Annotated in this window: 20 protein-coding genes; 9 read left to right on the top strand and 11 right to left on the bottom strand. The window is 65.7% G+C overall.

The window, feature by feature from the left end; translation table 11 throughout:
- Window positions 1-39: 39 nt before the first annotated feature.
- Window positions 40-714: a hypothetical protein gene (locus BRAD285_RS22230; protein ID WP_006612007.1), complete on the bottom strand. Its 675-nt coding sequence runs from the start codon at window positions 712-714 to the stop codon at window positions 40-42.
- 283 nt (window positions 715-997) lie between these two features.
- Between BRAD285_RS22230 and BRAD285_RS22225 the strand changes: the two genes are divergently transcribed.
- The gene (locus BRAD285_RS22225) at window positions 998-1915 is read left to right on the top strand and encodes a PaaI family thioesterase (RefSeq protein WP_006612006.1); all 918 of its coding nucleotides are present in this window, start codon (window positions 998-1000) and stop codon (window positions 1913-1915) included.
- Between the two features lie 18 nt (window positions 1916-1933).
- Here BRAD285_RS22225 and BRAD285_RS22220 read toward each other — a convergent pair whose 3' ends face one another.
- Both BRAD285_RS22220 and BRAD285_RS22215 read right to left on the bottom strand, forming a co-directional pair.
- A complete protein-coding gene (locus BRAD285_RS22220) occupies window positions 1934-2287 on the bottom strand; it encodes a DUF2200 domain-containing protein (RefSeq protein ID WP_006612005.1) in 354 nt (117 codons plus the stop codon).
- Between the two features lie 105 nt (window positions 2288-2392).
- Window positions 2393-3502, bottom strand: a complete 1110-nt coding sequence (locus BRAD285_RS22215; RefSeq protein ID WP_006612004.1) for an excisionase family DNA-binding protein — start codon at window positions 3500-3502, stop codon at window positions 2393-2395.
- A 270-nt stretch (window positions 3503-3772) separates the two neighbouring features.
- Between BRAD285_RS22215 and BRAD285_RS22210 the strand changes: the two genes are divergently transcribed.
- Both BRAD285_RS22210 and BRAD285_RS22205 read left to right on the top strand, forming a co-directional pair.
- The gene (locus BRAD285_RS22210; protein ID WP_006612003.1) at window positions 3773-5374 is read left to right on the top strand and encodes a GMC family oxidoreductase; all 1602 of its coding nucleotides are present in this window, start codon (window positions 3773-3775) and stop codon (window positions 5372-5374) included.
- A 132-nt stretch (window positions 5375-5506) separates the two neighbouring features.
- Complete coding sequence (locus BRAD285_RS22205; protein WP_035646382.1) at window positions 5507-5707, top strand: hypothetical protein; 201 nt, start codon at window positions 5507-5509, stop codon at window positions 5705-5707.
- Between the two features lie 27 nt (window positions 5708-5734).
- Here BRAD285_RS22205 and BRAD285_RS22200 read toward each other — a convergent pair whose 3' ends face one another.
- Complete coding sequence (locus BRAD285_RS22200) at window positions 5735-7261, bottom strand: alpha/beta hydrolase (protein WP_006612002.1); 1527 nt, start codon at window positions 7259-7261, stop codon at window positions 5735-5737.
- Window positions 7262-7438: 177 nt separating this feature from the next.
- Between BRAD285_RS22200 and BRAD285_RS22195 the strand changes: the two genes are divergently transcribed.
- From BRAD285_RS22195 to BRAD285_RS22185, 3 genes are all read left to right on the top strand, one after another.
- Entirely contained in the window at window positions 7439-8158 is a 720-nt protein-coding gene (locus BRAD285_RS22195) for a dihydrofolate reductase family protein (protein WP_006612001.1), read from the top strand.
- Window positions 8151-9452, top strand: coding sequence for an NAD(P)/FAD-dependent oxidoreductase (locus tag BRAD285_RS22190; RefSeq protein ID WP_006612000.1), 1302 nt, complete (start codon window positions 8151-8153; stop codon window positions 9450-9452). Before BRAD285_RS22195 ends, BRAD285_RS22190 begins: the two co-directional genes overlap by 8 nt.
- 68 nt (window positions 9453-9520) lie before the next feature.
- Entirely contained in the window at window positions 9521-9907 is a 387-nt protein-coding gene (locus BRAD285_RS22185) for a VOC family protein (RefSeq protein ID WP_006611999.1), read from the top strand.
- Window positions 9908-9914: 7 nt separating this feature from the next.
- On the opposite strand, the gene BRAD285_RS22180 is transcribed toward BRAD285_RS22185, so the two are convergent.
- Window positions 9915-10847 carry a LysR family transcriptional regulator gene (locus BRAD285_RS22180; RefSeq protein WP_006611998.1) on the bottom strand — a complete coding sequence of 311 codons (933 nt, stop codon included), beginning with the start codon at window positions 10845-10847 and terminating at the stop codon, window positions 9915-9917.
- A 122-nt stretch (window positions 10848-10969) separates the two neighbouring features.
- Between BRAD285_RS22180 and BRAD285_RS22175 the strand changes: the two genes are divergently transcribed.
- Window positions 10970-11323: a protocatechuate 4,5-dioxygenase subunit alpha gene (locus tag BRAD285_RS22175; protein ID WP_006611997.1), complete on the top strand. Its 354-nt coding sequence runs from the start codon at window positions 10970-10972 to the stop codon at window positions 11321-11323.
- Between the two features lie 5 nt (window positions 11324-11328).
- The gene (locus BRAD285_RS22170) at window positions 11329-12165 is read left to right on the top strand and encodes a class III extradiol dioxygenase family protein (protein WP_006611996.1); all 837 of its coding nucleotides are present in this window, start codon (window positions 11329-11331) and stop codon (window positions 12163-12165) included.
- Between the two features lie 454 nt (window positions 12166-12619).
- Here BRAD285_RS22170 and BRAD285_RS22165 read toward each other — a convergent pair whose 3' ends face one another.
- The 4 genes from BRAD285_RS22165 to BRAD285_RS22150 all read right to left on the bottom strand — a co-directional run bounded on the left by BRAD285_RS22165 (window position 12620) and on the right by BRAD285_RS22150 (window position 19234).
- Window positions 12620-13318, bottom strand: a complete 699-nt coding sequence (locus tag BRAD285_RS22165; RefSeq protein ID WP_006611995.1) for a PadR family transcriptional regulator — start codon at window positions 13316-13318, stop codon at window positions 12620-12622.
- 105 nt (window positions 13319-13423) lie between these two features.
- Window positions 13424-16510 (bottom strand): efflux RND transporter permease subunit, encoded by a 3087-nt coding sequence (locus BRAD285_RS22160; RefSeq protein WP_006611994.1) that lies wholly within the window; start codon window positions 16508-16510, stop codon window positions 13424-13426.
- Between the two features lie 28 nt (window positions 16511-16538).
- Window positions 16539-17654 carry an efflux RND transporter periplasmic adaptor subunit gene (locus BRAD285_RS22155; RefSeq protein WP_006611993.1) on the bottom strand — a complete coding sequence of 372 codons (1116 nt, stop codon included), beginning with the start codon at window positions 17652-17654 and terminating at the stop codon, window positions 16539-16541.
- Window positions 17654-19234, bottom strand: coding sequence for an efflux transporter outer membrane subunit (locus BRAD285_RS22150; protein ID WP_006611992.1), 1581 nt, complete (start codon window positions 19232-19234; stop codon window positions 17654-17656). The genes BRAD285_RS22155 and BRAD285_RS22150 overlap by 1 nt, the downstream gene beginning before the upstream one ends.
- Before the next feature lie 84 nt (window positions 19235-19318).
- On the opposite strand from BRAD285_RS22150, the gene BRAD285_RS22145 reads away from it, so the two are divergent.
- On the top strand, window positions 19319-20062 hold the full coding sequence (locus tag BRAD285_RS22145; RefSeq protein WP_050886844.1) for a TetR/AcrR family transcriptional regulator: 744 nt from the start codon (window positions 19319-19321) through the stop codon (window positions 20060-20062).
- A 3-nt stretch (window positions 20063-20065) separates the two neighbouring features.
- Here BRAD285_RS22145 and BRAD285_RS22140 read toward each other — a convergent pair whose 3' ends face one another.
- Together BRAD285_RS22140 and dctA are read right to left on the bottom strand one after the other, a co-directional pair.
- Entirely contained in the window at window positions 20066-20983 is a 918-nt protein-coding gene (locus BRAD285_RS22140; protein WP_006611990.1) for a PepSY-associated TM helix domain-containing protein, read from the bottom strand.
- A 240-nt stretch (window positions 20984-21223) separates the two neighbouring features.
- Window positions 21224-22540 carry a C4-dicarboxylate transporter DctA gene (gene dctA, locus BRAD285_RS22135; RefSeq protein WP_006611989.1) on the bottom strand — a complete coding sequence of 439 codons (1317 nt, stop codon included), beginning with the start codon at window positions 22538-22540 and terminating at the stop codon, window positions 21224-21226.
- Window positions 22541-22707 lie beyond the last annotated feature (167 nt).

Raw genomic sequence — 22707 nt, 5'->3', positions numbered from 1 at the left:
CGCGCTGCAGGCGCGGTCAGGTCGTTCGATCAAGTTGGCTTAGTTGCGGCCCGCCGGCACTACGCCCGGCCACTGCATCATGAACGGCTGAGCCTGCTGCGGCTCGGTCTCCGCAGCGCGCGCAACGCGGCGGGCGCGATGCTTGTGCATGCGGGCAATCGAACTGGTGGCCTCGCGGGCCGTCTCGATGCGGGCGACCTGCTGGCGGATCTCGCTGGTGCTGGTGCGCAGCTGCTCGATGCCCATGTCGCTGGTTGCCGCGGCGACGCGCAAGCTGCTCAGCTCGGCTGAGGTATCCTCCTGCGCGGTGCGGAGGCGGATCGCCTGCCGCTTCAGCAGTGCGATGTCCTGCTCGATCCTGTCGGCGGTGTCGCGGCGGCGGGACTCGCTCTCGTCGGCTGCGGTGCGCAGAGTTGCCAGCCCGGTCTCGGCGCTGGTCAGGCTGGCGCGAAGCTGGACCAGATCTCCGGACGTATCGTTCTGGCGATCGCGCAACCGCGCCGTTTCCGCCTTCAGCTGAGTGAGCTCCGATGTCAGTGCGGCAACGCGCGTCTCCAGCGACGGCGATCCGTTGCCGGCGAAGGTGAAGCTGTTGGCTCCGCCGCCGCTCCACCAGATCACGCCGGCGCTCGCCGCCAGCGCCAGGCTCATCGCAATTCGTAGAGAAGCCGTGCCGCTCTTCGGCGGGACATCCGGCGTGGTGGGTTTGCGCATCGACAGGTCTCCGGGATTTGATTGAGACCATTATGACCCTATTAAGGTTGCCAATGTTCTAAGCGCGCCCGGCTCGGTTCACTTTTCATGCACGTAGATTTGCGGGGCCCCAGCTACAAATAGATCCGGGACGATGCTGCAGACGGTGAATGCATCTGAAAGTTGCGCGACGTTGGAGGGATGCTTCGGTTGCATCGTGCTCCAGCGTGGACCTGTTCGTCTTGCGCACATGGATCGCTGAATTCGTTTCGCGATTCCCGCGATCATGCGGTAAATCCCAGCCATGTCCGACACGTCGACATCAGCCGCATCACAGGCATTCGAACAGCTCGCCGAGGCGATCAGGCATCGCCGCTCGGTGTACGGCCATATCAGCGGTCTCAGGATGGACCGCTTCGCGCCCGGCGAGGCATGGTCGACCTTGCCCTATCGCGAAGTGTTCGTCGGCGACAGCGACACCGGCGTGATCCATGGCGGCGTCGTCACCGCGATGCTCGACGAAAGCTGCGGCATGGCGGTGCAGCTCGCGCTCGACGGCAGCAGTGCGATCGCCACGCTCGACCTGCGCATCGACTATCAGAAGCCGGCGACGCCCGGCCTCGACATCAAGGCGCATGCGGTGTGCTACCGCGTCACGCGCTCGATCGCCTTCGTGCGCGCGACCGCCTATCAGGAGGAAGAGAGCGCGCCGGTGGCGACCGCGACCGCCTGCTTCATGATCGCCGCCAACCGCACCAACATGCTGACCGATCGACCGGCTTTCACCGGGGCGCCGCCGCCGCTCGAAGCGCCTGATGACATGACGGGACTGTTTGCCAACAGTCCGTTTGCGCGCTGCCTCGGCATTCGCGTGGCCGACGACGGCACGCTCGTGATGCCGTTCTCGCAGCAGATCGTCGGCAATCCGGTGCTGCCCGCGATTCATGGCGGCATGACCGGCGCGTTCCTTGAGACCGCTGCAATCGTCACGGTGATGCGCGAACTCGGGGTGGACGCGCCACCGAAGCCGATCGGGCTGACCATCAACTATCTGAGGTCCGGCCGCGCGCTCGACAGTTTCGCGTCGGCCTCGATCGTCAAGCAGGGCCGCCGCGTCGTGGCCTTCGAAGCCCGCGCCTGGCAGGATGACGCGACCAAGCCACACGCGACCGCGTTCGGTCATTTCATGCTGCGGCAGACGCCGGGGCAGGAGCAGGACTGAGTGCAGGACTGAGCGCGGTCAGGATGTGCGCAGGATCTTGTGCATGGCCTTGCCCCGCGCCAGCTCATCGACGAGCTTGTCGAGATAGCGGATCTCCCGCATCAAGGGCTCCTCGATCTCCTCGACGCGGACACCGCAGATCACGCCGGTGATCAGCGAGCGCGCCGGATTCATCGCAGGCGCCTGCGCGAAGAAGGTCTCGAAATCGGTCTGCTTTTGCAGCTGACTTTCGAGCTGCTTCTGGTCGTAGCCCGTCAGCCAGCAGATGATCTGATCGACTTCCGCTTTGCTGCGTCCCTTCTTCTCGCCCTTGGCGACATAGAGCGGGTACACGCTCGCGAAGCTCATCGTGTAGATGCGGTGTTTCACCATGGATGCTCCCTCCGGGCGCTTTATATCATGGACCGCCGCGCTGGGTGCGCGAGTCATGACTCATGGAGGAGGGGCGTGACGCGAACCGCACGCAAGCGGTTCCCGTCAGGTTCGTTCGTGCTGCCGTTCGAGCGAGTCCAAGGCCCAGCGCAATTGCCGGTCTGTGGCGCGCAGCCGGAGCTCGTCCGAGGCCAACGCGGCCAGCGCGAGCAGCGTCTTTTCCTGCTCGGCGTCGAGCTTGCGCGGTTCGTAGTCGATGACGCACAGCGCGCCGACGGCAAAGCCGTCCGGATCGGTGACGGGCGCACCGGCATAGAAGCGAAAATGCGGAGCACCGGCGACGGCGGGATTGGTGTCGAACGGCGCCTTGTGAGCCAGGTCGCTCACGGCGAACACACCCTTCTGCAGAATGGTGTGGTTGCAGAACGACCAGCTGCGCGGCGTCTCGATCATGTCCAGGCCGATGCGCGACTTGAACCATTGGCGGTCATTGGTGAGCAGCGTCAACAATGCGACCGGCGTCTTGAGGCTGCGGCTTGCAAGCCATGTCAGGCGATCGAAGGCGTCCTCCGGCGCGGTGTCGACAAGCCCTGAGCGCTTCAGCGCCGCAAGGCGGCGGCCTTCGTTGGAGGCGAGCGGAAACGATGCGCCGTCCACCATGATGTCGCGCGGCGCCACCTTGTCCTGCAACACGCCATGCAACGCCGTCGCCAGCCGGTCTGGTGAGGTGACGGTGACGCGCCGCAAGGCGGCGAGATCGCCGCTCGCGATCACGTCGGAATTTGCCGATGCGAACAGGGCGATCGAGCCGAACGCCGGGTTCATGTCGATGTGCTTCAGGAACGCCAGCCGATTGGCTGGGGCGTCGTCGAGATCGACGATCACCGCGGCCGGCAGCCGTGAGCCGATGACGAAAGCCGCGGTGTTCGCATCGTGGTGGATCGCGACAGTGCATTCCGGCATCGCCGCCAGCATCGCTTCGTAGGCTGCCTGGCGGTCCGGCGAGCACACCACGATGACGAGGGCGGATTCCAGCACAGGGGCAGGCTTGGTGCGGGCGATCAGCGCCTCGACCTCGGTTCGGTAGACGCGGCGGTGTCCGCCCGGCGTTTTCCACGACGTCAGCGTGCCGCCCTCGATCAGCAACTGCGCCGTGCGCACTGAAATCCCCAGCAGCTTCGCTGCCTCGGATGTCGTCAAGACGTCCTTATCCATGGACCGCACCGTATCGGCTCGCCGCAACGTTTGCAGCCCCCGCTGAACGGCATGAAGCCCCCGCTAGATCGCCGCATCGGCCGTTCGGTTCAAGCACAATCGCGTCCTCCCGATCACAAAACAATTATATTTAGTTATATTGCTATAATTGATAGATTTGATATTTCCAATCCTGCGGCGCGGCAATTTGATACCGATCTTCAGTCAAGTCGGGCCGCCGATACACGCTTAAGATGTGTCGTATTCCTTTAAACGTGAGGAGAGTAGATGATGGCGACCGGTAGCCGCGAAGACGATCCGCAGCGGATCACCAGGACCACCCCTGACGCGAGTTCAGGGCGATACGACTTCATCGTCTGCGGCGCGGGCTCGTCGGGGTCGGTGGTGGCCGCGCGGCTGGCCGAAGATCCGGCCGTGCGCGTGCTGCTGCTCGATGCCGGCGGCAGCGATGACGTTCCTGAGGTCATGACCCCCGGTCAGTGGCCGCTGAATCTCGGCTCGGCGCGCGATTGGAACTTCAAGGCCGAGCCCAATCCGCATCTGAATGGGCGGGCCATTCCGCTCAACATGGGAAAGGTGCTGGGCGGCGGGTCGAGCATCAACGTGATGGTGTGGGCCCGCGGCCATCGCAACGACTGGGAGCGTTTTGCGGCCGAGGCGCAGGATCCGGCGTGGGGCTATGAGTCCGTGCTGGAGATCTATCGCCGCATCGAAAGCTGGCAGGGCACTCCCGATCGGCGCCGCCGCGGCACCGGCGGGCCTGTGCATGTGGCACCTGCGGCTCATCCACAGCCGATCGCGCAGACGATGATCGAGGCCGCGCAATCCCTCGGTCTGCCCGCTTTTGATAGTCCTAACGGCGCCATGATGGAGGGCCGCGGCGGCGCCGCCATCAACGATCTGATCATCAAGGACGGACGCCGTTCGTCGATCTACCGGTCCTATGTCCACCCGCGTCTCGCGCAGCCCAATCTCACGGTCCTAACGGAGACAATGGTGACGCGGCTGATCTTCGACGGCCGCTCGGTGGTCGGCGTGGAAGCGATGCGGGGCTCGCAGCGGTGCCTGTTCATGGCCGAGCGCGAAGTCGTGCTCTCGCTCGGCGCCGTCAACACGCCGAAGGTTCTGATGCAATCCGGCATCGGTCCGGAGGATGAACTTGGGCGTCACGGCATTCCGGTGATCCAGCATCTGCCGGGCGTCGGCCGCAATCACCAGGATCACATCGCGTTCGCCTGCGTGTTCGAATATCGCGAGCCGCAGGACGTCGGTCACGGCGGCTCGGAAGCCACGCTGTACTGGAAGAGCGATGCGGATCTGGCCCGGCCCGACATGTTCCACTGCCAGGTCGAGTTTCCGGTGGTCAGTGCCGAGACCATGGGGCCGGATGTTCCGGAGCATGGCTGGACGATGTTCGCAGGCCTCGCGCATCCGAAGAGCCGCGGCGCATTGCATCTGTCGGGGCCGGGTCCCGACGATCCCATCCGGATCGAAGCCAACACGCTGTCGCATCCGGATGACCTTGCCGCGGCCTACGCCAACATCGAACTGTGCCGCGCCTTGGGCGGCGATCCGGCCTTCAACAAGCTCGTCAAGCGCGAAGCCCTTCCCGGCAAGCGTGACGCGGCTGCGATGGAAAACTTCGTGCGCAATTCCGCAGTGACGTACTGGCATCAGTCATGCACCGCCAAGATGGGGCACGATTCGATGTCGGTCGTGGATGGCAAGCTGAAGGTCTATGGCATCGACCGGCTGCGCATCGCCGATGCCTCGATCATGCCGGAGATCACCAGCGGCAACACAATGGCGCCGTGCGTCGTCATCGGCGAGCTTGCCGCTGACATCATCAAGGCGGCACATGGTCTGAATTAGTTCGGCCGACGGGCCCGTCGTGTCGCGGCGGGCCCGTCACAGCCGCGTCAGTGATCGCCATTTCAATCGCGCCGAACTGCAGGTGGCCAGGCCCACCTCAGATCGGCCGGCTATTCAGGAGAGACGTTTTTGATGACAAACGAATTGATGCTGCTTGCTCTCCATCTCCGGCTCTGGCTCGACCTGCGCGTTGCGCTTTACCTTCGCCGGCGCGCCGCGACGCTCCAGACGCGCGACAGCGTGTCCGCGCACCAACATGCTTGCGCCCTCGACGACGAGACGGTGCCGCTGTCCTCGGGCGCGCCAAGGCGACTGGTCCTTGTTCTCATCTGACGGCGTTGCGTTGTCGCACAGCGGGTCTTAGCCCGGCAGGAACATCGGAAACGACACGCCGATCGACCATGCCAGGATCAGGCCGAGGCCTATTCCTTCGGCCATCGGCGAGCAGGTTCTCCGGCCGACGCAGCCGCCGATCAGCCCGAATACGATGAAGAACAGCACGATGACCGGGATGATGATCAGCAGGAAGAACAGCCGCCTGAGGTCGAGCGCGACGGCGCCGCCGAGCGAGGCCAGGAAGACGGTACGGATCCACAGCGTGCGCCATAGCGCGGCGTGGCCGCCCTGATTGGCGAGGCTGTCGGCCAGCATGGCGGGCACGGCGCCAACGGCGATCGCCGCGATGATCGGCAGCCGCGCCGGGATCGGCATAAAGGATGCGACGTAACGATCGAGCGCGCCGCCGAAGCCGAAAATGCCGTAGGCTGCCAGCGCCAGGGCCGCGAGCCAGGCCATGCGGCCGAAACGAACACCTTGCAGGCGCAGCAGCACGAGCGACAGCGCGCCGTAGACGAACAGATGCACGGCGAGATAGTCCGCGACCAGCACCGGCAGGAAGCGCGTGTCGACGAATCGCAGCGCGATCGGCGTCACCATAGCGGGCACGAGGGTTGCGATCGCCAGGGTTCGCAGCGGCAAAGCGGGCAACGGCGTATCGCCTTTCGGCAGCAGCTCGGCGAGCGGCCAGGCCAGCAGTACGATGCCCGCGAGCAGCAGCGCAATGGCGCCGCCCGTGGCCGCGACCTCGCCGCTGCCGCTGCGGCCGAACACCTGATCGAGCCAGGCGCGCGCCTCGCGCAGCGCGGTGGTCGAATACAGCACGCTCACATGCTCGACCCCGGGCGCCACCACGGCGCGGCGTGCGCCTATGGCGGCGGGATTGCCGACCGTGTCGCCCTCATTGGCAGCAGTGTCAGCCAGCCTGAGGTTGCGCAAGGCATCCCGGCGCAGCGCGCTCTCCCACTCGCCTGTGATGATCAGGAGGTTGCGCGGGGCGGTCGCGGTGACCGCTTCGGAGAACATCGAGATCGCCACCGTCGCGGCAATGCGCGGATCGGCCAGCGCCTCGCGCACGATGATGTCGGAGGCCATGGAGTGGCCGAGCAGCGCCACGCGGCCATCGGAGCCGGGCAGGGACAATACCGCATCGACGACGCTGCCGAGTTCGCTCATCAGCTTCCCCGTCGTGCCGTCGATCCGCGTCACGTCGCCGGACATCGGCGTCGGGTTGCGGCCATGGCCCTCGAAGTCGAAGGAGACGGCAAGATAGCCCGCCTGCGCGAGCGTCAGCGCATAGGCCTCCATGAACTGGCGCGAGCCGGCAAAGCCATGGGCGATGACCACCACCGGCGCGGGAGCCGCGCCGCGGCGCTGATAGGTCGTGATGGGAGTCGTGCCGACCTGGCTTTGCGTGATGGTGAGGCCGGCGCGCACCGCCTCGAGACGCCAGATTCCGATGATGCAGAGCGCAAGCCCGGCCAGCGCCGCTGCCACCAGCGCCATTCCGCGTGCGCGCATAGCAATTGACTGGCGCGGCGCGCTTTGCATGGTCTGCTCCATTCCTCCGGAGTCTAGCGCAGGACATTTGAGGTAAACAGTGGGCGCGCCTGGAAGACCCTTGCAACGCCGGCATGGCCCCTTTCGAACGAAACCGCGGCCGCTTCGTTGACGACAGCGCCCGGGGAACCATATTCGGGGAGCCCGCCGCGGCACCAAGGAGGATGCATGAAACCGGACGTGATCTGCCTGATGGCTTCCAGCGTCGATGGCCGCACCTGGCCGAGCCGCTGGCGCCCGAAGGGGTCGGGTGACCTGTTCGAGCAGGTGCATGACAAGCTCGGCGGCGATGCCTGGCTGATCGGCCGCGTCACCGGCCAGGAATTCGCCAAGGGCAAGGCGTATCCTGCGACGACCACCGAGCGCTTTCCGCGCGAGAATTGGATCTGCCGGCGCGATGCCAAGGTCTATGGCGTCGTGCTGGACGGCCACGGCAAGATCTGCTGGGGGCGCGCCGACATCGGCGGCGATCCGATCGTCGTCGTGCTGACGGAAGCCGTCTCGGATGCTCATCTCGCAGGGCTGCGCAGCGAGGGCGTGTCCTACATCTTCGCCGGTGAGACCACGCTGGATCTGCCGCGCGTGCTCGACATCCTCTCGCGCGAGCTCGGCGTGGAGCGCCTGCTGCTCGAGGGCGGCGGCCACGTCAACGGCACGTTCCTGCGGGCAGGGCTGATCGACGAGCTCAACCTCGTGCTGTGCCCGGCCATCGATGGCGCGAAGGGCGCGCCGATGGTGTTCGATTCCTCTGAGGCCGAGTCCGACCAGCGCGCGCCGCTGACGGCGATGACGCTGGAGAGCACGACGGCGCTGGAGGGCGGCGCGCTGTGGCTGCGCTACAAGCTCATCAACGGCGCTGATCTGCCGGCGCAGGCCAGCCATGGCTGAGAAGGCGCATAAGCACATCATCATCGTCGGGGCCGGGGCTGCCGGTCTGATGGCCGCGCGCGAGCTTGCCCGCGCGGGACGCAGGGTGACCCTGCTCGAGGCGCGCGAGCGCTGCGGCGGGCGGATCCATTCGCTCCCCGAGAGCGAATTTGGCTATCGCGCCGACGCCGGCGCCGAATTCATTCACGGCGAGGCGCCCGTCACCCATGCACTGATGGCCGAGGCCGGACTGCGATCGGTGCCGGTCGACGGCGCGCGTTGGCATGTGACGAACGGCGCGTTCTCCCAGGACGATCCCGCCGACCGGCAGATGCGCCTGCTCCACCGCGTGGCCCGAGAACTCGATCAGGACATCACGGTCACCGAGCTGCTCGACCGTCATTTCGCAGGTGAGGAGTTCGCGGCGCTACGCCGCTCCGTGCTCGGGATGGTGCAGGGCTATGACGCCGCCGATCCGGGTCGTGCGAGCGTGTTCGCGCTGCGCGACGAATGGATGGGCGGTGAGCGCGGCGATCAGGCGCGCATCGTCGGCGGCTACGCGGCTCTCCTGGACTTCCTCGTCGCCGAGTGCCGGCGGTATGACGTGACAATGCGGTTTCAAGCCGCAGTCAGCGCCGTTGAAAGCTCCGAGGGCGGCGTCGTCGTCCGCTGTGCCGACGGTGATGTCGCCCGCGGCGATCTCGTCGTTCTGACCGTGCCGCTGCCGCTGCTGCGGACCATCGCGCTGCCGCCGGCCATGCGTGCACGGCTGGACGCGGCCGAGGCCATCGGCTTCGGCAATGTCATCAAGCTGCTGCTGCGTTTCGAGCGCCGCTGGTGGCTGGAGGACAGCGAACGCGATCTCTCCGACATGCTGTTCGTGCTGTCCGAGGCCAAGGTGCCGGTGTGGTGGACGCAGCATCCGGCCGAGCACGCCGTGCTGACCGGCTGGCTGGCCGGGCCGCCGACCAGCGCCTTTGCTGCGTGCGACGAGACCGCGCTGATCGAGGCCGGCGTGTCGGCGCTCGCGGGCATTTTCAAGAAGCCGGCGGCGCTTCTCAGGACGCAGCTGGTGGCAAGTCACGTGACCGACTGGAGCAAGGATCCGTTCGCGCGCGGCGCCTATTCCTACGCGACGCTTGCCTCGCATCAGGCGCAGGACGCGCTGTCGCAGTGGGACGGCCCGGTGCTGATCTCCGGTGAGGCGCTGTACCGGGGGCGCGACATGGGAACGGTGGAGGCCGCGCTGGCGAGCGGTCGCGACACCGCGCGGAGGATCCTCGCCAGGACGGGCGCGAGCGCGCTTGCGACGTGATCGTGGGACGTGCATGAAGCGCGGTGTGCGCTCGTCATGCGCGTCTCGCCGGACAAGAGAGGATCATCATGCTCGATCACGTCGGCTTTCCCGTCTCCGACTTCGCCCGCGCCAAGGCGTTCTACACCGTGGCGCTTGCACCGCTCGGCTATGTCCTCATGATGGAGATCACCGACGCGCAGACCGGCGGTCATGGTGATCACGCCGGCTTCGGCGACGGCCGTCCGGACTTCTGGATCGGCACTGGCGGAACCACCGCGACCTCGACCCATGTTGCATTCCACGCCAAGGATCGCGCCATGGTCGATGCGTTCTACCAGGCCGCGATCGCCGCCGGCGGGCGTGACAACGGCGCGCCGGGATTGCGGCCGCATTATCACGAGCACTATTACGGCGCCTTCGTGCGCGATCCCGACGGCAACAATATCGAGGCGGTCTGTCATACACCCGCGTGAGGCGCGACTACACCAGCGCCGGCATGTGCTCGGCGGCCGCGGCAAGGCTCGGCGCCACCACGATCTCGAGCTGCTGCCGCAGCCAGCGATGCAGCGGGTCGTCGTGGTGGCGCAGATGCCAGACCATGTACATCGGCATGACCGGGCAGGGGATCGGAACGGGCGCGATCGCGAGACCGCGGAGCATGTAGGCGCGCAACAGGCTCGGCAGCGTCGCGATCATGCGGCTGCCGCGCAGGAACGGGCCGATGCCGCCGAAGCCCGGCACCTGTGCGACGAAGCGCCTGACGATGCCGCGCTCGGCCATGACCTCGTCGATGTCGAGCCGGCGGCGCGGCTCGTAGACGACCGTGACGTGGTCGCTTGCGAGATAGTCCTCAAGCGTCCGCGGCGCCTCGCGCTGGCTGGCATCGTAGAACACGCGGTAGCTGTCCTCGAACAGGCGCTTCTGCAGGATGTCGCTGCCCTCCGGTGGGCGGGGCGTGATGATCAGCTGACAATGCTCCTCGCGCAGCATCTCCGGCGTCGGCGCGCCCGAGGGGATCACGCGCAGGCTGAGGCCCGGCGCCTGGGCGCGGGCGTAGCGGAGCAGAGTGGGCAGCAGCAGGTCGCGCTGCAGGTCGTTGGCGGCGATCGTCACCTGTGCGGAGATGTTCGCCGGTTCGAACGCGGCGGCATGCGAGAAGCTCCGGAGATCGTCGAGCAGCGCGCGGGCGCGTAGCGCCAGCAACTGCGCATGCGCCGTCGGCACGATTCCGCGGCCTGATTTTACGAACAGCGGGTCGCCGGTGATGGCGCGCAGCTTGTCGAGCAGATGGCTGACGGCCGACTGCGTGACGCCGAGCCGCTGCGCGGCGCGCGTCACCGAGCCCTCCTCGATGACCGCGAGCAAGAGCTGCAGCAGATGGCCGTCGAGGTCCAAATGATCGAATTGGCTCATGGATCAGATCGGGCGGGCGGCCTTTATCGGCCGTGTGTTCCAGCGATACTGACCGGCATGGAACGGCCCGCGTTTGATCCAGATCAAACTGGCCGCTCAGAACGCTTTCAGGGGAGGTTTCAATGTCCGCCACATCGGCCCGGCAGCCCGTGCCCGGCACCACCATCTTCGATGGTGAGCAGGCCCGCAAAGGCTATGCGCTCAACAAGATGTGCTACTCGTTTAACGATGCCGCCAACCGCAAGGCCTTCGTCGCCGACGAGGACGGCTATTGCACGAAATACGGCCTCAACGCGCAGCAGCGCGCCGCGATCAAGGACCGCAACGTGCTCGCGCTGATCGAGGCCGGCGGCAACGCCTATTACCTCGCCAAATTCGCCGGCATCTTCGGGCTGGACATGCAGGACATCGGCGCGCAGCAGACCGGACTGACCAAAGAGCAGTTCAAGGCCAAGCTTCTCGCGGCACGGGGGTAATCATCATGGCAAAGATCGTCGGCAGCATTACCACCTCGCACGTTCCGGCCATCGGCGGCGCGATCGCCAAGGGGCTGCAGCAGGATCCGTATTGGAAGCCGTTCTTCGACGGCTTCCCGCATGTGCGCGAATGGCTCGCCAAGGTGAAGCCGGATGTCGTCGTGCTCGTCTACAACGACCACGGCCTCAACTTCTTCCTCGACAAGATGCCGACCTTTGCGATCGGCGCCTGTGATCGCTACAGCAATGCCGACGAGGGCTGGGGCATTCCGCAGACCGCGCCGTTCCAGGGCGACAGCGAGTTGTCGTGGCATCTGATCGAGCATCTGGTGAAGGAGGATTTCGACCTTACCACCTGCCAGGAGATGGTGGTCGATCACGCCTTCACGCTGCCGATGGCGCTGTGCTGGCCGGACCAGAAATGGCCGGTGCGCGTCGTGCCCGTGGTTGTCAACACCGTGCAGGCGCCGCTGCCCTCGGCCGCGCGCTGCTACAAGCTCGGCCAGGCCTTGGCGCGCGCGATCGAGTCCTGGCCGAAGGACGAGCGGGTCGTGGTGATGGGCACCGGCGGCCTGTCGCACCAGCTCGACGGCGAGCGTGCGGGCTTCATCAACAAGGATTTCGACGAGAAGTTCATGGCCAGCATGGTCGACGACCCCGCCTGGGCGACGAAGTACTCGACGACGGAGCTGGTCGAGCTGTCGGGCACGCAGGGCGTCGAGCTGCTGAACTGGATGGTCGCGCGCGGGACGTTGCCGGAGAAGGTCCGCAAGGAGCATGCGAACTATCACATCCCGATCTCGAACACGGCGACGGGGTTGATGGTGCTGGAGCCGGCGTAGGGGCTGTCGTCATCCTGATTGGGATGCGATGACTCCCATCCGCTCCGACAACAACCATCACGCGGTATGGGTCCCGGCTCGAGGCCGGGACGACAGCTGTTGGCTAGGAACGCGCGCCGCATCACGGATGGGTTTGGCACGGACGTTACCACATTATCGGTGTCGTCCCGGCGAACGCCGGGACCCATACCGCGGAAGCTGTCGAGGGACGTTGGTGTCAGTTGCCCTGCTTCGACCGTCACCACCCGTGCGGCTGCCCCAACCCTCTCCCCGTGAAGAACGGGGAGAGGGAGCGCACCGTCAGCGCGCAGCTACGAAGGTGCGTAGACGTGTCGTCCTCAAGCCCGCGCCACTTCCGCCTTGGCGCTCGACTTCAACTTCGTCATGAACTACGCGAGCGCTGGGTCGAACTCGACGAACATTGGCTCGATGCTCCTTTCGGACGGTTCGAGCATCAGGTCGTCGTGTCGTCGCCCTGGATCTCGGCGATCGCCCGCATCAGGATGTCGCTGACGCGCTTGCCTTCCGCTTCGCTCCAGCCGGGGCGATGCATCTTCAGCGCCATCTTCAACGTCTGAACGGTTTGCAGCACTTGCTCCGGCGGATGCATGCCGCCCATGGTGCGGGCCATGATGCGCAGCCGGCTGAGCAGTCCCTCGATCGCGGCCTCGTCCTGCTTCAGCGCCTCACGGCCGGCCTCGGTGATGGCGAACAGCTTCTTGCCGCCTTCGGACGCGGCCGCTTCGATCTGGCCCATGTCCTCGAGCAGATTGAGGATCGGGTAGACCGAACCCGGGCTCGGCGAGTAGGCGCCGCCGACCAGCTGCTCGACGGCCTTGATCAGCTCATAGCCGTGACGCGGCTTCTCGCCGATCAACCACAGCAGCAGGCTGCGCAGGTCACCGGGACCGAAGACACGGCCGCCGCCGCCACGCCCGAATTCCTCACGGCCGCCGCGGCGGCCACGTTCAAACAGGCCTGGTCCGCGCGGACCGAAGCCGCCGCCGCGTCCGCCCATGCGGATGTCGTCGGAGGACTCGTCGAAGCCGTGATGCCCCTGGTGACGCCCGTGACGCTCGCGATGGCCCCAGCCGCGCGGCTGGTGGTCCTCATCCCAGCGGGAGGGACCGGATGTCCAATGATGATGTCTCATACGATATGATCTCCGTTTCGTACGAACGATATATCGTTTACAAGTGTCGTTTGTCAATCGCTGCCGATGTTGATTTTCGAATCTCCATTCAAGTCGTTGATCCTGCTACGCTTCCGAGGGCACGGCCGGGGCGTCTCCGCCATGGGCCGCTGCCTCATGCGCCGTTCCGCGATGGGCGATCAGGGCATAGGCGACGGGCACCACGAACAGCGTGAACAGGGTACCGATGGCGAGCCCGGTGGCGATCACGAGACCCATGTTGAAGCGCGACACCGCGCCGGCGCCGCTGGCCGCGATCAGCGGGATCACGCCGAGCACCATCGCCGCGGTCGTCATCAGGATCGGCCGCAATCGGATCGTGGCGGCCTCGATGATCGCCTCGGTGCGGTCCTTGCCGTGCTCGCGCAGCTCATTGGCGACCTCCACCATCAGGATGCCGTGCTTGCTGACGAGGCCCATCAGGGTGACGAGGCCGACCTGGGTGTAGATGTTGATGCTGGCGCCGCCGATGCCGAGGCTGATGAAGATCAGGGCGCCGGCGAGCGACATCGGCACCGACACCAGGATGATGATCGGGTCGACGAAGCTGTTGAAGAGGGCGGCGAGCGCCAGGAAGATGATGATCAGCGCGAATACGAAGGTGGTGACGAAGCCGCCGGATTCCTGCTCGAGCTGCCGCGACGCGCCACCACAGTCGATCGAGTAGCCCGAGGGCAGCGACGTCGCGAGCTCCTTCAGGCTGGCGAGCGCATCGCCCATCGCCACGCCCGGCATCGCCACGCCCGAGATCGTCGCGGCGTTGATCTGCTGGAAGTGGTTGATCGATTCCGGGATGGTCTTGTGCTCGAGCCGGGCGACGGTTGAGAGCGGCACCATCGTGTTGCCGCTGCTCCGGATCGAATAGTCGAGCAGCTGATGATCGGTCAGGCGATCGTTCTGCCGGACCTGCGGGATCACCTTGTAGGACCGGCCCTCCAGGCTGAAATAATCGAGATAGTTGCCGCCGAGCATGGTCGCGAGCGCGCCGCCGAGATCGCTCATCTTCAGGCCGAGATCGGCGGCCTTGTCGCGGTCGAACACGACCGTGGTCTGCGGCTTGTCGATCTTCAGGTCGGTGTCGAGGAAGATGAACTTACCGCTCGCCAGCGCCTTCGCCATGAACTCGCGGGAGACGTCGTTGAGCTCGGAGAACGCTCCGGTGGTGCCGATGACGAACTGGACCGGCAGGCCGTTGCTGCCCGGCAGCGGTGCGGGCTGGAAGGCGACCGAGCGGGCGCCGGCGATGCCGTTCAGCATCTGCTGGAATTCCGGCTGCAGCGTCTTGGTCGTCGCCTTGCGCTGATCCCAGGGTTTCAGCACCCAGCCGCCGATCGCCTGCGTCGGGGTGTCGATCTGGAACACGGTGCGCGTCTCGGGGCGCTGCGCGATCAGGCCGAACAATTGCTGGCCGTAGAATTCGCGCTGCTCGAGCGTGGCCGAGGGCGCGGAATTGGTCAGCGACAGCACGATGCCCTGGTCCTCGTCCGGGGCGAGCTCGCTGGTCGAGCTGACATAGAGCCAGGGGATCATCGCCAGCAGCAGCAGCGCGAACACGACGACGACGGGCTTGGTGGTGAAGACGCTTTCGAGCCCGCGGCGGTAGGCGTGGGCGAGACGTTCGAGCACATGGTCGATGGTGCGGACCAGCCGTGCCTCCAAGGTGGTGGCGCCGCGCTCGGTTCGGCGCAGCAGCCAGGCGCAGTTCATCGGCGACAAGGTCAGCGCGATCACGGCGGACACCGTGACCGCACCGGCGAGCGTGAAGGCGAATTCGGTGAATAGCGCGCCGGTGAGGCCGCCCTGGAAGCCGACGGGCACGTAGACGGCGATCAGCACCACGGTCATGGCGATGATCGGGCTCGCCAGCGCGCGTGCCGACTGGATCGCCGCGTCGAGCGGCGCAACACCCTCGTCGATCAGCCGGTGAACCGCCTCGACCACGATGATGGCGTCATCAACGACGAGGCCGATTGCGAGCACCAGCGCCAGCAGGGTCAGGAGATTGATCGAGAAGCCCATTAGCAGCATCAGGCCGAAGGTGCCGATCAGCGACAGCGGGATCGCGATCACCGGGATCAGCACCGAGCGCCATGAGCCTAGGAACATGAACACCACGACGATGACGATGGCGATGGCTTCGACCAGCGTATGGACCACCTCGTCGATCGAGGAATTCACGAAGTCGGTGGAGTCGTAGAGCACCTCGCTGGTGATCCCGTTCGGCAGTTGCCGCTGCAGGTCCGGCAACACCGCCTTCACGCCGTTGATGACGTCGAGCAGGTTGGCGGTCGGCGCCGCCTGGATGCCGATATAGACGGCCGTCTTGCCGTTGAAGCGGGTCGCGCTGTCGTAATCATCGTTGCCGAGTGTGACGTTGGCGACGTCGCGCAGGCGGATAATCGCGCCGTTGACCTGCTTGACGACGAGATTGCGGTACTGCTCCAGCGAATGCAGATTGGTCGCGGCGGCGAGGTCGACCTGCACCAGGCGGCCCTTGGTGGTGCCGAGACCCGAGATGTAGTCGTTGCCCGACAGCGCGGTCGACACGTCCGTCGCGGTCAGGCCGTAGGCGGCGAGCTTGTCCGGATCGAGCCAGGCGCGCAGCGCGAACTTCTTGGCGCCGAGCAATTCCGCGGTCTGCACGCCGGAGACGGCCTGCAGCTTCGGTTGCACCACGCGGGTGAGATAGTCCGTGATCTGGTTCGGCGCCAGAACGTCGCTGGCAAAGCCGATATACATCGCGTCGATGGTCTGGCCGACCTTCAAGGTCAGGGTCGGCTGCTGCGTGCCGGTCGGCAGCTGGTTCAGCACCGAATTCACCTTGGCGTTGATCTCGGTCATCGCCTTGCCGGAGTCATAGTTGAGCCGCAGGTTCACGGTGATGGTGCTGCTGCCGGTGACGCTGGTCGAGGTCATGTAGTCGATGCCGTTGGCCTGGGCGATCGCGTTCTCCAGCGGCGTCGTGATGAAGCCCGCGATGATGTCGGAATCGGCGCCGGCATAGGCCGTGCTGACCGTCACGATGGCGTTCTGCGTGCGCGGATATTGCAGGATCGCGAGCGTCGTCATCGAGCGCAGGCCGAGCACGAGGATCAGCGCGCTGACCACGAGCGCCAGCACCGGCCGGCGGATGAAGATGTCTGTAAAACGCATGGGAGGCTCTGAGCGTGGGCTTGCGCGGTTACTGATCGACGACGTTCGGGGCGGCTTCGGCCACCGGGACGTGCGAGTTATCGATCTTCACGGGGCTGCCATTGCGCAGCTTGATCTGTCCGGCGATCACCACCGTCTCGCCCGGCTTGACACCGTCGGTGATCGCGATGCGATCGCCCTTGGCCGGCTTGCTCTTGATGAACATCTGCCGCGCCTTGCCCTGGCCGTCCTTGAGATCGTCGACGACATAGACGAGGTCGCCATAGGGATTGCTGACGACGGCCGTCAGCGGCAGGGTCACGAGCTGCTCGGGCTGGCCAATTCCGATCTCGACCTTGGCGAACATGCCCGGCAGCAGGCGCGCTTTTTCATTGTGCAGGGTGGCGCGGACCTGGACGTTGCGGCTGGTGGAATCGACCTTGGCATTGATGGCCGAGATCTGACCGGTGAAGCGCTCACCCGGAAAGGCGTCGACTGAGATGCCGACGTCCTGGCCGATCCTGATATCGGCGAGCGACTGCTGCGGCAGGTAGAAGTCGACGAAGATCGGGTCGAGGCTCTGCAGGGTGACGATGGTGGTGCCGGCGCTGAGATATTGTCCGAGGTCGACGGCGCGGATGCCGAGCCGGCCGGCGAACGGGGCCTTCAAGGTCTTCTGTTCGACGACGGCCTTCTGTTGAGCAACCAGCGCCTGCGCGTTCTTCAGGTTGGCGCGGTCGCTGTCGAGCGTCGCCTGGCTCACGGCGTTGAACTTGATCTGCTCCTCGTCGCGCTTGACGACGATAGCGGCGTTCTCGGCGGTGGCCTGCAGTGACTGCAGCTTGGCGACGTCGTCGGTCGCGACGAGCTGCAGCAGCGGCTGACCGGCCTCGACCGAATCGCCGGAATTGAACTGGATGCTCTGCACGATGCCGGAGGCCTGCAGCGCCAGGTCCGCGCCGTTGACGGCGCGCAGCGAGCCGACCGCGGTGAGATTGGAGCGCCACGGCGCGGTCGCCGCGACAGTGGTCGAGATCGTCTGCGGCGGGTTGGCCATGGCGCCGATCGCCTTGGCGATCATGATGCCCTTGAACGTCTGGAATCCGTAGAGGCCGCCGAACAGAACGGCCATGGCGGCCAGCATGATCGTCATGCGCTTCTTCATTACATCGCTTCCTGGATGGTCCGATTGGGGCCGGCGAAATAGCCGGGGTTGGCGCGCGGCAGCGCCGCTGGTGTCTCGTCCTGCCGATTCCACCAGCCGCCGCCGAGCGCCTGGAACAACGCGGCGGTGTCGGTGAAACGGGTGGCCTGCGATTTGACGCGGGAGACGCGCGCGTTGAGATAGGATTGCTGCGCCGTGATGACGTTGGCGTAGGGCACGGCGCCGCTCTTGAACTGCTCGATCGCCATCGCGAGGCTGTCGGCGGTGGCTTTCTCAGCGGCCGCCTGCGCCTTCAGTGCCTCGGCGTCATATTGGATCGCGCGCAGCGAGTCGGCGACGTTCTGGAACGCGGTGATGACCGTGCTCTTGTACAGCGACAGATCCTGCTCGAAGGTCGCAACGTCGGCCTCCTTGGTGTGATACAGCGCGCCACCGTCGATCAGCTTCTGGCTGACGCTGGAAGCCGCTTCCCACACCAGGGTCGTCGGCGAGAACAATCGCTCCGGCCCGCTCGCGCCGTAGCTGCCCGACAGCGTCACCTGCGGGAGAAGATTGGCAATGCCGACGCCGACTGTTGCTGTCGCCTGGTGCAAGGTCGCCTCGGCCTGCCGGATGTCGGGACGCTGGCGGACGAGCGAGGAGGGCAGGGAGACGGGCAGCTTCCGCGGCAGCCTCAGCTCCGCCAGCGTCACATGCTCGCCGCGGTCCTGACTGGGCAGCCGGCCGAGATAGGCCATCAGCTGGTTGCGCTGCTGCGCCAGTTGCTTCTGCAGCGGGGCCAGGGTCGCCTTGGCCTGCGCCAGCGTGGCTTCCTGCGACAGCACATCGGATTTCGAGATCGCGCCGACGTCGAACTGGTGCTGGATGCGGTTGAGTTGATCAGTCTCGGCCTTGATGATCTCCTCGGTGGCCGCGATCTGGTCGCGCAGCGAGGCGTCGGTGATCGCCGCGGTCACGACATTGGCGGTCAGCGCCAGATAGGTCGCCTCCATCTTGAAGCCCTGATAGTCCGCCTGCGCCTGCAGCGCCTCCACCTGGCGCCGCGTGCCGCCCCACAGGTCGAGCGCGTAGCTGACGCTGACGGAGGCACCATAGAGCGTGTAGAGCGAGGTCTGGCCGGGCCATTGACCCTGCTGCGTGCTCGAGCCTTGCGTGCGCTCGGCGGAGCCGCTGGCGCTCACCTGCGGAAACAGCGCGCCCTGCTGCGACAGCGCGTTCTCGCGCGCGGCGCGCAGCGCCAGCTGTGCGGCCTCGATGTCGGGATGATTGCGAATCGCCTCTTCGACGAAAGCATTGAGCTGCCGTGAGTGAAACAGCCCCCACCAGACGCCGGGCAGATCACTCCCGGGTGCGAAGCTCTGCGCGTTGCCGCCCGGCGTGACGGCGCTCGCGGTCGAACCGAGCCGCTGCTCGCGGACGTATCCGGTCGCGACCGGCGCGTCCGGCGACATGAAATCGGGGCCGACAGCGCAGGACGCAAGCAGCACGCTGCAACTGACGACGCCAAGCGAAACGGGGATCGCACCGCGCCGCGGGACCGGCCTCGGCGAGGCGGGAAACATTCCGACATGATCAGACATAAAACTAAACCGTTTCGTTCTTGTTGAGCGACCATGCTTGTCGTGTCAGGCTTGAGTCAAGTCACGTTGGTGCTAGGAAGCGGCATGGTCACATCTTCTTCGCAAGCCGGCTCTTCAGTGGCTCTCGCGCCCGCGGGTCGCGGCGAGCTCAAGCATGCTCAAATTCTCGACAGCGCGCGAACGCTGTTTCTCGAAGGCGGGTTCGACAACACCAGCGTCGATGCGATCGCGCGGCTGGCCGGCGTGTCGAAGGCGACGCTGTACGGGCATTTCGCCGACAAGGATGCGCTGCTGCTGGCGCTGGTCGAGGACGATTGTGGGCGGCGGCGTGAGCCGCTGTGGATCGAGACTGGTGAGATCATCACGCTCGAAAGGGATCTGCGCGACATTGCGCGCCGGTTCCTATCGATGTTTCTGGATGATCGCGGATTGGCGATGCACCGGCTGATCATGGCCTGCGCCTCGCGCTACCCGGCGGTCGCGCAGGCCTTCATGAAGGCGGGACCGGACCGCTGCGATGCCGAGGTCGCGGCGTTCCTGCGCGCGGCGCAGAAGCAGGGATTGCTCGATATCGGCAATGTCAGATTGGCCGCGACGCAGTTTCTCACGCTGATCCAGGGGCGGCTGCCTTTGACGTGGGCGCTGTCGATGCAGGCGCCGAGCCCGGCCGAATGCCGCGCTCAGCTCGAGGGCGGGATCAAGGTTTTCATCGCGGCCTATGGGCGGCCGAAGGCAGGGCGAAGGGCGGCTTCCAAGCCTGTATCGAAGGCCGCTTCAAAATCAGCTTTGAAGGCGGCCCTTCGACCTCGGCCCTCGCGACGGCGATGAACGTCAGGATGGAGAGGATGTCGCGACGGCCGGTTCGACCTTGATCTCGCGCATCCGCTTCGGCCGGCGCAGCCGGCGCTGCGTCCAGATCAGCACGCCGGTGATGAGCAGGGCGAGCAGCACCACCGAGATCATCACGTTCGCGGCGCTGCCGATCAGCGACCAGCTGCCCTCGTGCAGCAGCCGCACCCAGTTGCGCGGCAGCGCGGAGAGGCCGTCGGCCGTCACGGCATAGGCGCGCAACTCGTCGCCCTCGATGATCCGTGCCATCATCCGCCCGCCGCGGCTACCGATCATGTTGACGGTCGCGAGATCATGATCCCTGGCGACGATGCTGACCGCCTCCGTCAAGGAGACGCGCTTGGCCGCCGTCGCCGGCGCGCTGAAGAAGCTGTTGCTGGGGTCGAGCAGAACGCCGGTCAACGGGCTCAGCAGGATCAGCGGCAGCGTGAACCACGCGGCGCCCTTGTGCCAGCCGGACAGCGTGTTGCGCAGCCGCGGCAGCCCCATCAGGATGCCGATGATCATGATGACGATCATCCCGATCGTGGAGATCGTCGTGAGGCCCTCGATCCCGATCAGGTGCTCATGCGTCATGCGCGCCCACTGAAACACGCCCGACATCGCAGGCTTGTCCGCGACGGCGCCGGTGGTCATGTCCAGCTCGGTGCCGGGCCGTCCCTGCAAGGTCAGATGCTGCGCCGTCGGATTAATCGAGATGCCGCGCGCCTTGCCGTCCGGATCATATTGCTTGATGAGCGCGACCACGCGCGCCGGGTCGACGCTGCCGGGCTTCACGGCTGCGACCTGCGCCATCGGCTCGAAGGACAGGATCAGTCCGGTGACGATGATCACGAGCAAAGGCAGCGCGAAGGTCAGGCTGATCCAGCGGTGGAGTTTGAGCAGCAGCTGCTTGTTCATCGTCATCTCCGAGTGATCGTCATGCACACCGATGGTGTGGCGAGACCGTTGTCCGCAGGCGCTCGCTCCGTGAACGTTTCTGATCGTTTCGGACGCGACCACGCAGACCATCAGTCGTCCGTTCCGCTTCATTAGCTGAGCGAAGCGACGGGACGAAGGAGATAACTATTAATTTTAGGTCATGCGCCGTTTGATCGGCGTCATGGCAGCCAAAGCAAATTCGTATCTATGCGGATGATTTCAATTTGCATCAGATGCCACTTTGTCGCCATCCAGCACCTGCTTGAGGCGCGCCGCGTCCAATCCATTTTCCCAGCGTGCAATGACGATGGTCGCGACCGCGTTGCCGATCAGGTTGGTCGGCGTCAGCCCCTGCGACATCAGGCGATGGATGCCGAGCACGAGCGCGACGCTCGCGACGGGAATGGTGCCGGTTGCAGCAAGCGTCGCCGCGAGCACGACGAAGGCGGCGCCTGCGATGCCGGCCGCGCCTTTGGAGGTCACCAGCAGGATCAACAGCAGACCGATCTGATGGCCGATGTCGAGATGGGTGTTGGTGGCCTGCGCCAGGAAGACCGCGGCGGTGGCGAGGTAGAGGCAGGTGCCGTCGAGATTGAACGAGTAGCCGGTCGGAATGACCAGGCCGACGATGCTGCGCTCGCAGCCCGCCGCTTCCAGCTTGGCGAGCATGCGCGGCAGCACGGTCTCGGATGAGGTGGTGGCGATGCAGACCAGGATCTCGTCGCGGATGTAGCGGATCAGCTTCCACAGGCTGAAGCCGGCAAAGGCGGCGATTGGGCCGAGCACGACGGCGATGAAGATCAGGCAGGTCAGATAGAAGCTGCCGAGCAGCAGGCCGAGCTTGGCGAGCGAGCCGATTCCGAACTTGCCGACGGTGAAGGCGATCGCGCCGAAGGCGCCGAGTGGCGCCGCCCACATCACGATCCGGACGACGCCGAAGATCATCTGGCCGGCGACCTCGATCACGTCGGTCACCGCCTTGGCGCGGTCGCCGAGCCAGATCAGGGCGAAGCCGCACATGACCGAGATGAAGAGAACCTGGAGTATGTTGCCCTCGGCGAAGGCGCCGACGAAGGTCTGCGGGATGATGTTGAGCAGGAACGGCACCAGGCCGACCGCGGCGGTCTGCTTGACGTAGGGCTCGATGGTCGCGGAGTTGATCGTCGCCGGGTCGACGTTCATGCCGACGCCCGGCTGAAACAGGTTCACGGCTGCGAGCCCGATGATCAGCGCCAGCGTCGTCACCACCTCGAAATAGACCAGCGCCTTGATCGCGACGCGCCCGACCTTGGCCATGTCGGCCATGTGCGCGATGCCGTTGACGACGGTGCAGAAGATGATCGGCGCGATCAACATCCGGATCGCCTTGATGAAGGCGTCGCCCATTGGCTGCATCTGCGCGCCGAGATCCGGCTTGACCGCGCCGAGCAGGATGCCCGCGGCCATCGCGATCAGGACCTGAACCCACAGCTCTTTCCACCAGGCGCGGCGGGCGCTGCCGGCGGGCGCGGCGAGGGTCGAAGTCGAACTGCTCATGTCAGGTCCTGTCGGGGCAGAAGGCGCGGGAGGGGCGCATCTTCATGGAAGCTTCGCGTCATCGCGTCAAATGCAGCGGAAAGTGCGCTTGTGATTTGTCCATCATTTCACGGCGTGTTGCAGAAGGAACGCGCTGGCCGCCATCCGACATCCCACATTTGACGTCA

This window comes from Bradyrhizobium sp. ORS 285, assembly GCF_900176205.1.
Classification (GTDB): Bacteria; Pseudomonadota; Alphaproteobacteria; order Rhizobiales; family Xanthobacteraceae; genus Bradyrhizobium.
Note: the sequence above shows the minus strand (reverse complement) of the source record. Positions and strands in the feature narration are given on the sequence as shown.